Source organism: Methanolinea sp., assembly GCA_016699325.1.
Lineage (GTDB): Archaea > Halobacteriota > Methanomicrobia > Methanomicrobiales > Methanospirillaceae > UBA9949.
The window spans coordinates 1,071,968-1,086,094 of sequence record CP064971.1 but is presented as its reverse complement, the minus strand read 5'-3'; the positions used below and the strand labels follow the sequence as shown (position 1 = coordinate 1,086,094).

Below are 14,127 nucleotides of genomic sequence, written 5' to 3'. Positions count from 1 at the left end.
GGAAAAGAAGGGGAATTATGCCGGGATGCCCAGTGCAGTGGTGAGCTCTTCCAGGGGAATGCCGTGGACCATCGCCGCCTCGCGAATCGTCTCTCCGCGGGCAATAGCACATCCGACACAGCCCATTCCGAACTTGAAGAGCACTTCTGCCGCTTCCGGCTTTTCTTTCAGGAGGTCGTAAATCGTGCTGTCTGCAGTTATTTCCATACCCCACCTGTTTGAAAATACAGGTACTTAAACCTGCAGCTGTGAGACAGTTTCACCATCCGCCCGCACCCTTTATCAGGGTACTGCAGGCCAACTCTGTACGGAGATGTAAGAGTATGGACTATTCCGATACCGCAACCAGAATCTCCCTGAACGTGAAAGCAAAAGGCCACGAGGCCGACCCTGTAAAGATCGCCGGAAAACTCCGCCGTCTCGTTGAAGAGTTCGGCGTCCCCCCGGCAGAGGCAGAACGATCGGTGGTAAACGAGCTTGCCAGGGAATTCTCCCTCAACGGGCTTGGGACCCCGGGCGGCGAGGAGAAGAACCTGAACGCGCTGCTCCCGGGGGAGTGGACCACCGTGGAGGCGAAAGTCGTCTCCCTCACCACCACCCCCTCGCCTGCCATTGCCCAGAGCGGCATCCTCGCTGATTCAACAGGAGCCATCCGTTTCGTGGTCTGGGCCAAGGCGAATGCACCGCGCCTCGAAGACGGAAAATGGTACCGGTTCGAGTCCGCGGTGGTCGATGAGTACCGGGGCTCGATCAACCTGAAGATCCATTCCGGAACGGTCATCCGGGAGATATCCCGGGACACGATCCTTGCCCCCGCGGTCACCCCCATCGCCGATCTCATTCCCGGCATCGGGAGCGTGAAGGCCAAGGTGATCCAGGAATGGGATGTCACCCATGACCGGATGCTCCAGAACGGGCTGCTTGCCGACCAGAGCGGGACGGTCAGGTTCGTCATCTGGAAAGAGGAGGGCAAAGAACGGCTCACCCCGGGGACGGTATACTCCCTCTACTATGCCATGGTCGACGAGTATTCCGGTCGCTACTCGCTCAACCTGAATTCCGCAACCGTGGTCCCCGAAGAAGGCGACATCCCGGTAATCAGCGGAGATAGCCGCTTTGCCGGAGCGCTCGTCCACATCGCGCCGGGTTCCGGCCTGATCAAGCGGTGCCCGGTCGAAGGGTGCAACCGCGTCCTCTCCCGGCAGAACTACTGCCCGGTCCACGAGATCCAGCCGGGATTCCTCTACGACCTCCGGATCAAGGGCTGGCTCGACGATGGGAAAGTGACCAGGGAGATCCTCATCCAGCGGGAGGTGACCGAGCAGCTGACCGGGATGTCCATGGAGCAGGCAAAGGAACTCGCCGAGAACAATCCCCTGGGGATGGACGAGGTCTTCCTCCGGTTCCGGGACCGCATCCTCGGCCGCTACCTGATCTGCAGCGGCAGGGAGATCGATTCCCGCATGCTGGTGAATTCCTGCGAGCCTCTCAGGTTCGATCCTGAAGAGACCGCGGCACTCCTGAACCGCGCCGGGGGTCCGTCCTGATGGCTGCAATGGCACGGGGCGGTTTTTCCCGCCGCGATTTTGAGCGGGAGCCGGCCCGGAGGGTCTTTGCCGGGGAGATCCGGGAGAGCAGGATCCACTTCCGGGAGGGGGATGACGAGAAAAGTCCCACGTACGTCCTGCTCCCTACCGGCGAGCGCTGCAACCGCGTCTTCCTGGTGGGCACCCTCACCGAGAAGAAGAAACAGGGCGACCAGAACCTCTTCTACCGGGCACGGGTGATAGACCCGACCGGGACCTTCTTTGTCATGGCCGGGAGCTACCAGCCCGAGGCGATGCAGCAGATCGCCCGGATTGAGCCGCCGGCATTCGTGGCCGTGGTGGGAAAACCGAACGTGTACGAGACTCCGGACGGGGCGGTACTGGTATCGGTCCGGTGTGAATCGGTCACCCCGGTGGACAAGGACACCCGCGACCGGTGGGTGATCGATTGCGCGAAAGCGACCCTCGACCGGATCGACGCTCTCGGCACGACGCCTGACGGGGAACGTGCCGTCCAGGAATACCGGACCGACCCGGCGCTCTTCCGGAAACTGGTGTACGAGGCCCTCTCCCAGCTTTCACTGTGAGCGCGGTATCTCCCGCAACCTTTATTTTTTTCCGCGGATATCTCCCGCATGATGCTTATGGATGAACAGGAAATGCGCAAGCTGCTCGAGGGGCTAGACTTAAAGACCCTGAAGGAAGCGGCGAAAGCCCGGGGGATCAAGCCCGGACGCTGCCCGACAAAGCTCTCGATCGCCCGGATGCTCCCTGAAGATGCCCTCCGTGCGCTGGCCAGGAAGTAGGACTACTCGATGAGGATGACCTGGACAGGGCAGAGATCGGCTGCATCCTTCACGGCTTCCTCAAGCCCGGGAGGGACCGACCCCTCGTCCAGTTTCCCGCCGGTCCGGTGCTGCTCCACGACCTGAGAGAGGCCATCTTTTTTTCCAAGTTCAAAAAATTCAGGACATATATCGACGCATGTGCCGCAGCTGATGCATTCATCGCGGATAATTCTCGCGTTCATACCGATATGCTCCAGTCCCAGTGTTCGGCCGGGAACGAGAAAAAAGATATGCCGATCAGGGAGTTGGTGATCCCCAGGCCTCGACCACTTCCGATCCTTCGATGAACACCAGGCCATGGCTCCGGGCATATGCCTGTGCACCGGCCTTGGAGAGGGCGGTGCCGGACTGCTCGTCGAGCATCTCGCAGATGGTGATCGCCGGCGTGATCCCGGCCATGGTGGCCAGCGCGATGGAGAGCTCGGTCTGGCCCCTCCGCTGGTCGAGGAGCTTCTCATCCGCCCGTAGGAGCGCGACATGCCCGGGGGACCGGAACTGGGAATGGAAGTTCTCCCCGCCACCGTTCAGGGTCATGCTGACCTGGTCGGCGATAGCCCGGATGGTCAGGGCACGGTCGTTGTCGGTCACCCCGGTCCAGGTATCGCGGTGGTTCACCCAGAGCGAGAATGACGAGCGGTTCTTCGGGTCGTAGGGGACCGGCCCGGCCATGCCTTCCATGCCGGGGCATGACCGGAGCAGGTCGGTGGCGAACGGGAGGCCGAGACGGTCTGCGGCGCGGGAGGGGATGGCCGTGCAGATCAGCCCGCCGCCATCCCGGCGCATCCGCGCCACATCGGCCGGCATGACCCGGTCTGCCCTGATGGCAAAGTCCGTCTCCCCTTCCCGATCGTCAAAATCGTAGAGGAGGATGAATTTCCCCTCCCTCAGTGCCTGCAGTGCGTCCTGTATCATGGTGCAACCTCAACGGCTATCGTATCCGAATCCACCAGCAGGTAGGTTTCCCGGAGCGAGACCGGGGCGATGATCTCCAGGACATCATCAGGATAGTGTGACCGGCCCGGGATGACGATCCCGCAGGGTGTATCCCGGAACCGGCAGGGCAGGCAGCGGGCGTTTCCGAACGTGCGCTCGTTGGCGGAAAACCCCTCGATCGGGATCCAGTCGCGCTGGTCCAGCCGCCTGCGTATGGAGAGGCTGGAGGGGTGGAGCCTGATATTGAGCGTACCGGGATACGGGACAAAACCCAGGGCCCGGGAGAACTGCTCCACGTAGTGGTCCAGGCTCATGTAGTATTTTCCCTCGCCCAGGCCGGAGATGACCGATCCCTGCAGGGAGCAGGATTCCGATTCATAGGTGAAGATCCGGCAGTAGTCCGAGAACTCGCGCCTGAGCTCCTCCTCCCCGCTCCTGGTTATGGTGATCGACTGCCCGTCCGGGCTAACCGAACGGGCCAGGAGCAGCTGGCGTTCAAGGGCCTGGAGGCGGCGGGAGGCGGTCTGCGGGCTGGTGCGCAGAGCATTGCCTAGCGACTGGGAAGAGACCCGCACCGGCCCGTTCAGGCCACCCATGAGGGCCAGCACCTTGAGACACTGGAGATCCTCAGGCATGATCATACTTATCAAAATTGAGATGCTTATTATTTATGGGTATCTCTCCTCCCAAAGGGTTCGTGGAATGTCGAATCCCTATTCGTTAATTATATCAACCCCCCTCCCCTCATCATATGGCATGAAATCTGATGTGCGTCATCAGCTGGCCGAGAAGATGGCCGGCGAGATAACGCTTTCAGACGCTCCGGGCAAAGCCCTGAAGAAGTGGCGGATGAGTTTCAACATCCCCCAGGGAGCACTTGCCGAACAACTCGAGGTCTCCCCCTCGGTCATCAGCGACTACGAGAGCGGGAGGCGGAAAAGCCCGGGGACGGCCGTGGTGGGAAAGATCGTGGACACGATCCTTTCCATCGACGAGGCGAACGGTGGCAAGTACATCAAGAAGTTCGGGAAGATCCTCTATGCAGACATCGATGACGATGTCATCTACGACATCCACGACTACCCGCAGCCGGTCCCCCTGGGCTCCTTTGCCGGGGCGCTTGGCTGCAGGACGGTCTGCGGCTCCCTTTCCCAGTCGATTTTCGGGTATACGATCATCAACAGCCTGAACGCTATCACCCAGCTCTCATCAAACGAGTTCAACCGCCTCTATGGCTGGAGCACCGAGCGGGCCCTCATCTTCACCGAGGTGACGTCCGGCAAGTCGCCCATGGTGGCCATCCGGGTCACCCCGTTCAAGCCCCGGTGCGTGGTGCTCCAGGGAATCGAGCCGGAACTGGTGCACCCGCTGGTGCCGAAGATGGCCAAGCGCGACCATATCACCGTGCTGTGCACCGCGATGCGGGCCGAGGAGATCGTGCGCGTCCTGAGGGAAAAACAATGGTAGGAATCATCACCTACGGGGTATACATCCCCCGTTACCGGATCAGGGTCGAAGAGATAGCCCGTGTTTGGGGGGCCAACGCCGATGATATCACGGGAGGACTGGGGGTATTTTCAAAGTCGGTCCCAGGCCACGACGAGGACACGGCGACGATTGCTGTCGAAGCGGCCAGGAACGCACTGGCACGGCGGGAGATCGATCCCGGCGACATCGGAGCAGTCTACGTCGGTTCGGAATCACACCCGTATGCCGTCAAGCCTACGGCCTGCACGGTCGGGGAGGCCGTGGGGGCCACCCCCTGCATGACCGCCGCGGATTACGAGTTTGCCTGCAAGGCGGGAACCGCGGCAATCCAGACCTGCATGGGGCTGGCAACGAGCGGTATGATCCGGTACGGCCTTGCCATAGGGGCCGACGTGGCGCAGGGTGCGCCCAGCGATGCGCTCGAATACACCGCCGCAGCAGGGGGGGCTGCCTACGTTATCGGCATGGATGACCCGATCGCCCTGATCCACCGCACCTGCTCTTTTACAACCGACACTCCCGACTTCTGGCGCCGCGAGGGACAGGGCTACCCGCGCCATGGCGGGCGGTTTACCGGGGAGCCGGGTTACTTCCGGCACGTGGAGGGTGCAGCCCGGCTGCTCTTCGAGCAGGCTGGGAAAGGCCCGAAGGACTATACCTATGCTGTCTTCCACCAGCCGAACGCCAAGTTCCCCCAGCGGGTGGCAAAGACCCTAGGGTTCTCACCGGAACAGATCAGGCCCGGCCTGGTGGTGCCACGGCTCGGCAACACCTACAGCGGGTCATCGATGATAGGGCTTGCGGCAACCCTCGATGTTGCTAAGCCCGGTGACCGCATCTTCGTGGCCTCGTTCGGCTCGGGGGCGGGCAGCGATGCCTTCGATATCGAGGTGACCGATGCCATCGGCTCAGATGCGTTCCGGCGGGACGCTGCGCCGGGTGTCGAGCAGCTGCTCGCCGACCCTGTCTATGTCGACTATGCACAGTACGCCAGGTACAAAGGAAAGATCGTGATGCAGAAATGAGAGACGTTGCCGTTATCGGGGCAGGGTGCACCCCCTTCGGGGAGAAGTGGAACAGCTCGTTCCGCAACCTCTTCGTGGAAGCCGGCATCCTCGCCCTCGAAGATGCAGGGGTTGCCGGAGAACAGATCGGCGGGCTGTACGTGGGGAACATGAGCGCCGGTCGGTTCATCGAGCAGGAGCATATCGGGGCCCTCATCGCCGATTATGCCGGGCTTGCGTCGCACCACATCCCTGCCACCCGGGTCGAGGCCGCCTGCGCTTCGGGAGGGCTATCCTTCCGGCAGGCGGTCATTGCCGTGGCCTCGGGCATGGAGGAGATCGTGGTGGCGGCCGGGGTCGAGAAGATGACCGATGTTGCCTCCGGGGCGAGCGTGGATGCGCTGGCCGGCGCGGCAGACCGCGAGTGGGAGGGGTTTGTCGGGGCGACCTTCCCTGGCCTCTATGCCATGATCGCCACCGATTACATGAACCGCTACCCCCTCACCCGCGAGCAGCTCGCGCAGGTGGCGGTGAAGAACCATTTCAACGGGGCGCGGAACCCTATCGCCCAGTTCCGGCAGGAGATCACCATCGACACCGTGATCAGGTCGTCCCTGGTGGCCGACCCGCTCCGCCTCTTCGACTGCTCCCCCATCACGGACGGGGCGGCTGCAGTCGTCCTTGCCCCGCTGGACCGGGCACGGGAGTTCACCGATACCCCGGTCAGGGTGCTGGCCAGCGCCCAGGCGAGCGATACCATCACCCTCCACGACCGGCGCGACATCAGCACCCTTGATGCCACGGTGGCAGCCGGGAGGCGGGCGTTTGCCGCGGCAAGGCTCTCCACGGCCGATATCGACCTTGTCGAAGTGCACGACTGCTTCACCATCGCCGAGATCTGCGCCATAGAGGATCTCGGGTTCTGCCGGAAAGGGGAGGCAGGGCGCCTGACCGAGGAGGGGGCGACCGCGCTCAACGGGGATATCCCGGTCAACACCAGCGGTGGACTGAAGGCCTGCGGCCACCCGGTGGGGGCGACCGGGATCAAGCAGGTCTTTGAAGTGGTCCAGCAACTGCGCGGCGAGGCCGGGAAGCGCCAGATCGAGGGAGCAGCGATCGGGATGACCCACAACGTGGGGGGCACCGGGGCTACGGTCGCCGTGCACATCCTGGGGGTGTGAGTGGCCTTGTCCGTTGCACGGTTCTGGAGGAAGATCCCCCAGCGCTACAACCTGATCGGGACCACCTGCACCAGGTGCGGGCGGTACTTCTTTCAGCCGCGGTCGTTCTGCCCAGACTGCCGGAGGGCAGGCAATATAGTCGATCACAAGTTTTCCGGGAAGGGGACGGTGGTCACCCACACCGTCATCCGGACGGCGAGCGAGCAGTTCGAGCAGATGACTCCCTACGTGCTGGCCATCGTCCAGCTTGACGAAGGGCCCAGGATCACCGCCCAGCTGGTCTGCGCACCCGACGAGGTCTGCATCGGGATGAGGGTGCGCCCGGTCTTCCGGAAGATCTCTTCCGACGGGGACAGCGGGGTCATCCACTACGGGACAAAGTACGCTCCGGCAGATTAACCCCCCTTTTTCCGGGCCCGGTCTTTTCAGGGGGGGGTGGGCCCGGAGAACATTGCCATGACATTAAATTTTTTATCCTAACTTCGCCACTTTTCAGTACTTCCATCAAATTTAAACGACTTAACCCAATTCGCCAGAAGCAATTTACCAGTGATTTGGCGCCTCCAGGCTACCATATCTCTTGATAAAATCTCCAAGAATTGGGCGTATTTCTGGGGAGAAGTTGGAAATGATCTTGACAGGATACCCAAAAGAAGGGTATATGATCGTAAGTGTCAAATTCGTGAGATAATTTTTGAGGACTTTCAGATTTTTCACGACGGGATCTTTACAGAAAAGTTGTGTCAAACTCACCAGGACTTTGGTGAGGAAAACGATCAACACGTGCCCGATCACCGCGTGTTTGGACCAGTGCCGGATCGGCCGGGCTCGGCTCCTTCTTTGAGGTCCCGGATGAACTTCTCTGCACGGTCACGATTCTTGTAGGCATTCAGGATGTTTTCGGGATCATCATCGATGGTTGATTCAAGCACGAAGAAACCTTCAAGACCGGTTACATAGGGGTTGGGGATATCGCCAATGATCTTCTGGAGATGACCACGGGCGATGATCCAACCCTCAGGAGCGATATACTGGCCGAGATCTTTTCCGCGTTCAACCTTCTTTTGTGAGAACCTTCCCCTTCTCCAGGTCTTTCTCAAGTTTCCTTGCTTTCTTCGTCAACTGGTCACAGGCCAGGTCGTCACAGAAAAATATATGCCCGGACTTCTTCGCCATCCCGATATTTGACACATGAATAGACCCGGTTGCCAGAAACGAATGAAACCTGGCTTTCTTTCCTGGCATGGTAGATCGTTATCTCGTTCCGGTATGGTCCTTTCTTCTTTGCTTTCAGGGTCAAATAATGGAACTTCAGATCGCGGATCCTTCGTTTGTTATCCTGGGTATTCCCTCCACAGTCAAACACCAGAAGACTGCCTTCAGGAAGAACGCTCGAGCATAACCGGATCAGCATCTGCATATGCTTTTTATCCTGAACATTTCCTTTCTGGATGGTCAGCATCGTCGGTATGTTATTGAGGCCGACACTGATCCCAAATGCGATCTGGAGTTTCCCTGGCTGATTGTCCCGGGAATACCCTAACTCAAGAGTCCGATACAAACTCCGGTCTGAAATTGTATCTTCAAACCCCAGTGTCTTGAGAAGTTCGTCGGGGGTAAAGTCCAGAATCTTATTGATCGATACCGATTGATTGAGTTTGTTGCTGATGAGAAGCTTTACGGATGGTATGAATGACTTGCTTCGACCACCAACTCCGCCAAGAACTGATGCGAAAAAGTTGGTCTCCGAATCAATTTTATCGATTAATGCTATATTACCTAATGAGAAGGCTGTGTTTTTTTGCATGAAATTATATAAACACTACCTTCTCATCCTTCTTCTGGCGAAGTCAGGTTTTATACTGCGGTTAACAAGTCTGCACGGTGATGTCTATGGAAATCAGCGCCAGGAACGTCTTCAAAGGAAAGGTAAAATCGATCAGGTATGGCCAGATCCTTGCGGAACTGGTTATCGAACTGCCCGGGGGAGTGGAGATCACATCGCTGATCACCAAAGCCTCTGCAGACCGGATGAAGCTTGCCGTGGGAAAGAACGTATCGGCGGTCATCAAGGCATCGAACGTGATGGTTGCGACCGAGTAGCTCCACGGGGCCATCCTTTTTTTCCGGGCGGTACAGGAGTTATCGCCCAGGGGATCACTGCGCCGGCCGGATGCCACGGCAGCAGGCTGCCCTTGTCATCCCACCACGATATCGTACACCGCGTGCCACTTCCCCGGCGAATAGGAGCGGACGTAGCGTTCGCATACCTCCTTCACGGGGTAACCCCTGATTTCCGGGAGGGCTTCTCCTTCCCTCTCCTGGAGGACGTAGCAGTGGATCGAGCCTCCCGGTCGGCAGAGGGCGAATGCCTCCCGAAGGAAGGGGAGGGCGCCGGTCGGGTGGTTCATGACGATGCGGTCGAAGGTCCAGGGGAGGGCGCCGCGGACCCGCGAGGCGTCTGCGAGAAACGGGAGCACGTTTCCGGCACGGTTCAGCCTGATGTTCTGTACGAGGAGGCGGACTGCGCCGGGATTGATGTCGACTGCCACCACCAGGGATGCCCGGTCTGCAAGGGACAGGGCAAACGGCCCGACCCCGGCGAACAGGTCGAGCACCCTCTCGCCCTCCCCCATGCGGGAGACGATACGCTGCCGTTCCGTTGCCAGCCGGGCCGAGAAATAGGCCTCCGCGAGATCGATTGCGAACCGCTTCCCGAACTCGGTGCAGGTCGTCCGGGTGGTGTCTTTTCCGGCAAGCGCCCTGAAGCGGCGGGTGCGATACTCCCCCTCCACATCGCTCACCGGGAAGAGCACGGTATGCAGGGAGGGACGGGAGGCCAGCAGTTCCTCTGCTGCGGCCGGGTTTTCCTCGAGCATGACCGCGATGCCCCCGATCAGCTCGTGGCGCGGCAGCTCCGGGGTCCTGGCGCGTCGCTGGAAGCTCGCCCGCTGTGCACCCTCCAGCTCTGCCACAACCGGGATGAGGAGCGTATCGCCATCTATGCCCGGACGGAGGCTCTGGTCTAGGAGCCCTGCCCTTGCAAGCCGCTGCCGCTCGATCTCTCCCCGGCTGCGGGGGACACGCAGCGCCCACTGGTCCTGTTCCATATTTATCCCGGAAGCGTACTAGTATCATGGAAGATTATCTCGAGAGGCTGAAAAAAGGGTCGCTGAAACTCTATGCGCTCGAGTCCGAGCTTCCGCCGGAGGAGGCGGTGCGGGTCCGGCGGACCTATATCGAGCAGGAGACAGGGACCGCTCTCCCTGCGATCGGGTCGTTCTCGATCTCCATCGACCGGGCGGCCACCAAGAACTGCGAGAACATGATCGGCACCGTCCAGGTACCGGTAGGGGTCGCCGGTCCGCTCCTTGTGAAGGGTGAATACGCGGACGGCCCGTTCTTCATCCCGCTGGCGACCACCGAAGGGGCGCTGGTGGCATCGGTCAACCGGGGGTGCGGGGCCATCTCCCGTGCCGGTGGTGCAGAAGCCCGCATCTTCCGGGACGGGATAACCCGGGCGCCGGTCTTTGCCGCCCGGGATATCCCCCACGCCCGCAGCATCTGCGAATGGGTTTCCTCCCACCGGGAAGAGATCGCCGCTGCAGCCGAGAGCACCACCTCTCACGGGAAACTGACCGGTATCACCACCACTACCGGAGGGACCAGCGTCTTTGTCCGGCTCGAGTTCGACAGCAAGGATGCCATGGGTATGAACATGGTGACCATCGCCAGCGCGAGGGCAGCTGAGGTGATCGCGGCTGCGACCGGCGCCCGCCTGATCGCTGTCTCGGGCAACTTCTGCACCGACAAGAAGCCGGCCGCGGTCAACCTGGTCATGGGGAGGGGCCGGACCGTTGCCGCAGGGGTCTTTCTTTCCGATAACCTGGTCCGGGAGGTCTTCAAGACGGACGCTGCCACCCTTGCCGAAGTGAACCTCCGCAAGAACCTGGTCGGGTCGGCCCGTGCCGGGTCCCTTGGCTTCAATGCCCATGCTGCAAACATCGTTGCCGCCCTGTTCATCGCCTGCGGGCAGGACCCGGCCCATGTCGTCGAGGGAAGCCTGGCCATCACCACGGTCGACCCTGCAGAAGGCGGGGTCTATGTCTCGGTAACGCTCCCGTCGCTTCCGGTGGGAACGGTGGGGGGCGGGACCGGGGTCGCGACCCAGCACGAATGCCTCACCCTCCTCGGGGTTGCCGGTGGGGGGAGCCCGCCAGGGACGAATGCGAAGAAGTTCGCCGAGATCATCGCCTGCGCGGTGCTTGCCGGGGAGCTCTCCCTGCTCGGGGCGCTCGGGGCACAGCACCTGGCCCGGGCCCACCAGCAGCTCGGCCGCTAGAAGCGGAATTCCTTCAGCATGACCACCGCGTCCTCTCCATTGGCATAGTATTGGTTCACCAGGAAAATCTGCCGGTAACCGAGGCGATGGTAAAACTGCTGGGCAGCGGTGTTCGACACCCGGACCTCGAGCTGGACCCCGGCGGCGAGCTGGATGGCAAACTGACGTTCGGCCCGCCGGACAAGCATCCTGCCCACCCCGCGTTTCCGGTAGGAGGGGGTGACGGCGAGGTTGCAGATGTGACCATAGACCTGCGCGCCGGTGTCCTCGATTCCTCCGGCAACGAAGCCGACCACTCTTCCCTGGTGATCCGCAACAAAGAAATTCGAGGGGAAGTAGGCGAGGGTCTCGGCAAGCACCGCGGCACTCCAGGGATCGGGGAACGATTCGGCCTCGATCGCGGTAATCGCGCCGATGTCGTCCTGCCGGGCCTTCCGTATGGTGATCTCGGCGCCCATGCTCCCTGTACAGGTATGCCACTGGACTAATATAGGTTCAGGGGAAATGACTAGAGAGAGCCCTGGATTCAGCATGGTGGCGATATTTCCTTTTGCCGCGGTCAGGCCGGAGCGTGAGGTTGCTGCACAGGTGGCAGCGGTCCCCTATGACGTGGTAACCGGCCAGGAGGCTTTCGCAATCATCAGGAAGAACCCGATGAGCTTCCTGCGGGTCAGCCGTCCCGATGCCGAGCTCCCCGACCTCCCTCCCCATGACGACCGGGTTTATGCCCGCGCCCGGGAGCGGTTCGATGAACTCCGGTCGGCCGGGGTGTTCCGGGACGATGGAAGCGCGGGGTTTTACATCTACCAGGTCAGTTCCCGGAAGGAAACGTTCACCGGGCTCGCCTGCTGCCTTTCGGTGGAGGACTACGAGTCCGGGGTCATCCGTCGGCACGAGCAGACCCGGTACGACAAGGAAGAAGACCGGACCCGGCATATCGATGCGGTAAACGCCAATACCGGTCCGGTTGTCCTGATCTACCGGGACCGGGAAGCGCTTGCCCGTTTCCTCGGTGAACTTGCCAGCACGCTTCGTCCCGACGCCGAAGTAGGGTGGTCCGACGGCTCGGTTCACCGGATCTTCCGGGTATCCGATCCCCGCCACCTGGCCCGGATCGAGGGCCACTTTTCCGGGATCGACCGCCTCTACATCGCCGATGGCCATCACCGGGCAAAATCGGCGGTCAATGTCGCCGCCATGCGGCGCCGGCAGGGGTGCGGCGGCGGGGAAGCGGACCGGTTCATGGGAGTGCTCTTCGCCGATTCGGAGGTCCGGGTACATGGCTACAGCCGCCTTGTACGCGATCTCGGGGGCAGGACCCGCGAGGAGTTCATGGAGGCGCTCTCCGGCTCCTACGAGATCGCTGCCTGCGCACCGGTCGACCGCTCGGCCTACCAGATCACCCCCCGGGCGCCGGGCAACGGCCACCTGATGCACATGTACCTCGGCGGCACCTGGTACGAATGCCGGGCAAGGTGCAGTCCGCCATCCAATCCCATCGCGGCCCTTGATGTATCGGTCCTGCAGCACGAGGTTCTCGAGCGGATCCTCTCCATCACCGACCCGCGGGGCGACGAGCGCCTCCAGTACCTCGGCGGCGCCCGGCCCATCGCCGATCTCGAAGCCATGGTGGACCGGGGCGAGTACGCGGTGGCCTTCTCCCTGCCGCCGGTCCGGGTGGAGACGGTCCTGTCCATTGCCGATGGGAACGGTATCATGCCTCCCAAGTCCACCTGGTTTGAACCAAAGCTCCTCTCGGGCCTGATCGTTCACACCCTCTCCTGAATACCTTTTTTCCCTTCCCGGGCAAAGGGAGTACAGCCATGATTTCCATCGCACTTCCCAAGGGCAGCCTTGAGGCGCAGACCCTGCAGCTCTTCAAGGAGGCGGACCTCGAGGTGAAAAGGGGGGAGCGGGACTACAACCCGGTCATTTCCGACCTCCGTATCGACAAGGTGAAGATCCTCCGGCCCCAGGAGATCCCCAGGTATGTCGAGATGGGCTATTTCGACCTCGGCATCTCGGGTCTTGACTGGGTGAAGGAGACCGGTTCCAGGGTGCGGGAGGTGGCACGCCTATCCTACAGCAAGACCGGGGAGGGGACGGTCAAGATCGTGGTCGCGGTCCACGAGAGCGAGCCCATCGCCAGTGTCTCCCAGATCCGGCCTAACAGCCGGGTGACCACCGAGTACCCGGAGATCACCCGTGAATACTTCGGGCGGCTCGGGATCCCGGTCCAGCTCTTCCACTCCTTCGGCGCATCCGAGGCGAAGGTGCCGGACCTGATGGACGTGGTTGTCGACCTGACCGAGACCGGGACGACGCTGCGGAGAAACGGCCTGAAGATCATCGGCCAGATCATGGAGTCCTACACGGTGATCATCGCCAACCGGGAGAGTTTCGAGGACGAGGGAAAGCGCCGGGCTATAGAAGAGATCGTGACCCTGCTCCTCGGGGTGATCGATGCCCGCCACCAGGTGCTCCTCTCCATGAACGTCCCTGACGAGGCGATGGAGCGGGTCGTAGCCGCACTCCCGGCCCTCAAGAGGCCTACGGTGAGCAGGCTGCACGGCATAGACTACTACAGCGTCCAGACCGTGGCCCGGAAGGCGGAGGTAAACACCCTCATCCCCAGTCTCAAGGCTGCCGGGGCCGAAGATATCCTGGAGATCCCCATAGCAAAGATAATCCGGTAAATTCCTTTTTCTTCGGTAACAGCGGCGATTTCATACCTGCGCATCCCGGGCAGGGACCATGGCGCTGCATCCCCATTGCGATCGACAT

Annotated in this window: 19 protein-coding genes; 11 read left to right on the top strand and 8 right to left on the bottom strand. The window is 61.4% G+C overall.

Annotation, left to right across the window (positions count from 1 at the left end; genetic code table 11):
- Nucleotides 1–15 precede the first annotated feature (15 nt).
- Nucleotides 16–207: a DUF1858 domain-containing protein gene (locus IPI71_05755; protein ID QQR70204.1), complete on the bottom strand. Its 192-nt coding sequence runs from the start codon at nucleotides 205–207 to the stop codon at nucleotides 16–18.
- Between the two features lie 116 nt (nucleotides 208–323).
- Here IPI71_05755 and IPI71_05750 point away from each other — a divergent pair, with 116 nt between their 5' ends.
- The 3 genes from IPI71_05750 to IPI71_05740 are packed head-to-tail and all read left to right on the top strand — an operon-like array spanning nucleotide 324 to nucleotide 2,353.
- Nucleotides 324–1,547: a nucleotide-binding protein gene (locus tag IPI71_05750; protein QQR70203.1), complete on the top strand. Its 1,224-nt coding sequence runs from the start codon at nucleotides 324–326 to the stop codon at nucleotides 1,545–1,547.
- A gap of 8 nt (nucleotides 1,548–1,555) precedes the next feature.
- Nucleotides 1,556–2,134 (top strand): nucleic acid-binding protein, encoded by a 579-nt coding sequence (locus IPI71_05745; GenBank protein QQR71962.1) that lies wholly within the window; start codon nucleotides 1,556–1,558, stop codon nucleotides 2,132–2,134.
- A 51-nt stretch (nucleotides 2,135–2,185) separates the two neighbouring features.
- The gene (locus IPI71_05740; GenBank protein QQR70202.1) at nucleotides 2,186–2,353 is read left to right on the top strand and encodes a hypothetical protein; all 168 of its coding nucleotides are present in this window, start codon (nucleotides 2,186–2,188) and stop codon (nucleotides 2,351–2,353) included.
- A 2-nt stretch (nucleotides 2,354–2,355) separates the two neighbouring features.
- Here the strand turns inward: IPI71_05740 and IPI71_05735 are convergent, their stop codons facing one another.
- The 3 genes from IPI71_05735 to IPI71_05725 are packed head-to-tail and all read right to left on the bottom strand — an operon-like array spanning nucleotide 2,356 to nucleotide 3,969.
- On the bottom strand, nucleotides 2,356–2,577 hold the full coding sequence (locus IPI71_05735) for a ferredoxin (GenBank protein ID QQR70201.1): 222 nt from the start codon (nucleotides 2,575–2,577) through the stop codon (nucleotides 2,356–2,358).
- 55 nt (nucleotides 2,578–2,632) lie between these two features.
- Complete coding sequence (ribB, locus tag IPI71_05730) at nucleotides 2,633–3,307, bottom strand: 3,4-dihydroxy-2-butanone-4-phosphate synthase (GenBank protein ID QQR70200.1); 675 nt, start codon at nucleotides 3,305–3,307, stop codon at nucleotides 2,633–2,635.
- Nucleotides 3,304–3,969 carry a DUF120 domain-containing protein gene (locus IPI71_05725; GenBank protein QQR70199.1) on the bottom strand — a complete coding sequence of 222 codons (666 nt, stop codon included), beginning with the start codon at nucleotides 3,967–3,969 and terminating at the stop codon, nucleotides 3,304–3,306. The genes ribB and IPI71_05725 overlap by 4 nt, the downstream gene beginning before the upstream one ends.
- A 115-nt stretch (nucleotides 3,970–4,084) precedes the next feature.
- Here IPI71_05725 and IPI71_05720 point away from each other — a divergent pair, with 115 nt between their 5' ends.
- Genes IPI71_05720 through IPI71_05705 form a run of 4 tightly spaced genes read left to right on the top strand, consistent with a single transcriptional unit; the run spans nucleotide 4,085 to nucleotide 7,400 of the window.
- Nucleotides 4,085–4,795: a helix-turn-helix domain-containing protein gene (locus IPI71_05720; protein ID QQR70198.1), complete on the top strand. Its 711-nt coding sequence runs from the start codon at nucleotides 4,085–4,087 to the stop codon at nucleotides 4,793–4,795.
- Complete coding sequence (locus IPI71_05715) at nucleotides 4,789–5,841, top strand: hydroxymethylglutaryl-CoA synthase (protein ID QQR70197.1); 1,053 nt, start codon at nucleotides 4,789–4,791, stop codon at nucleotides 5,839–5,841. Before IPI71_05720 ends, IPI71_05715 begins: the two co-directional genes overlap by 7 nt.
- Nucleotides 5,838–7,001, top strand: a complete 1,164-nt coding sequence (locus IPI71_05710) for a thiolase domain-containing protein (protein ID QQR70196.1) — start codon at nucleotides 5,838–5,840, stop codon at nucleotides 6,999–7,001. The genes IPI71_05715 and IPI71_05710 overlap by 4 nt, the downstream gene beginning before the upstream one ends.
- 6 nt (nucleotides 7,002–7,007) lie before the next feature.
- Nucleotides 7,008–7,400 (top strand): Zn-ribbon domain-containing OB-fold protein, encoded by a 393-nt coding sequence (locus tag IPI71_05705; GenBank protein ID QQR70195.1) that lies wholly within the window; start codon nucleotides 7,008–7,010, stop codon nucleotides 7,398–7,400.
- Between the two features lie 392 nt (nucleotides 7,401–7,792).
- On the opposite strand, the gene IPI71_05700 is transcribed toward IPI71_05705, so the two are convergent.
- Both IPI71_05700 and IPI71_05695 read right to left on the bottom strand, forming a co-directional pair.
- Nucleotides 7,793–8,101, bottom strand: a complete 309-nt coding sequence (locus tag IPI71_05700; GenBank protein QQR70194.1) for a hypothetical protein — start codon at nucleotides 8,099–8,101, stop codon at nucleotides 7,793–7,795.
- 41 nt (nucleotides 8,102–8,142) lie between these two features.
- A complete protein-coding gene (locus IPI71_05695) occupies nucleotides 8,143–8,808 on the bottom strand; it encodes a hypothetical protein (protein QQR70193.1) in 666 nt (221 codons plus the stop codon).
- A gap of 86 nt (nucleotides 8,809–8,894) precedes the next feature.
- Here IPI71_05695 and IPI71_05690 point away from each other — a divergent pair, with 86 nt between their 5' ends.
- Nucleotides 8,895–9,104, top strand: coding sequence for a molybdopterin-binding protein (locus tag IPI71_05690; GenBank protein QQR71961.1), 210 nt, complete (start codon nucleotides 8,895–8,897; stop codon nucleotides 9,102–9,104).
- A 95-nt stretch (nucleotides 9,105–9,199) separates the two neighbouring features.
- Here IPI71_05690 and IPI71_05685 read toward each other — a convergent pair whose 3' ends face one another.
- The gene (locus IPI71_05685; GenBank protein ID QQR70192.1) at nucleotides 9,200–10,111 is read right to left on the bottom strand and encodes a methyltransferase domain-containing protein; all 912 of its coding nucleotides are present in this window, start codon (nucleotides 10,109–10,111) and stop codon (nucleotides 9,200–9,202) included.
- 26 nt (nucleotides 10,112–10,137) lie between these two features.
- Here IPI71_05685 and hmgA point away from each other — a divergent pair, with 26 nt between their 5' ends.
- Nucleotides 10,138–11,343 carry a hydroxymethylglutaryl-CoA reductase (NADPH) gene (hmgA, locus tag IPI71_05680; protein QQR70191.1) on the top strand — a complete coding sequence of 402 codons (1,206 nt, stop codon included), beginning with the start codon at nucleotides 10,138–10,140 and terminating at the stop codon, nucleotides 11,341–11,343.
- Here hmgA and rimI read toward each other — a convergent pair.
- On the bottom strand, nucleotides 11,340–11,801 hold the full coding sequence (gene rimI / locus IPI71_05675) for a ribosomal protein S18-alanine N-acetyltransferase (GenBank protein ID QQR70190.1): 462 nt from the start codon (nucleotides 11,799–11,801) through the stop codon (nucleotides 11,340–11,342). The genes hmgA and rimI overlap by 4 nt on opposite strands.
- Before the next feature lie 73 nt (nucleotides 11,802–11,874).
- Between rimI and IPI71_05670 the strand changes: the two genes are divergently transcribed.
- On the top strand, nucleotides 11,875–13,128 hold the full coding sequence (locus tag IPI71_05670; GenBank protein QQR71960.1) for a DUF1015 domain-containing protein: 1,254 nt from the start codon (nucleotides 11,875–11,877) through the stop codon (nucleotides 13,126–13,128).
- A 38-nt stretch (nucleotides 13,129–13,166) separates the two neighbouring features.
- The gene (locus tag IPI71_05665) at nucleotides 13,167–14,039 is read left to right on the top strand and encodes an ATP phosphoribosyltransferase (GenBank protein ID QQR70189.1); all 873 of its coding nucleotides are present in this window, start codon (nucleotides 13,167–13,169) and stop codon (nucleotides 14,037–14,039) included.
- Nucleotides 14,040–14,127: the final 88 nt, after the last annotated feature.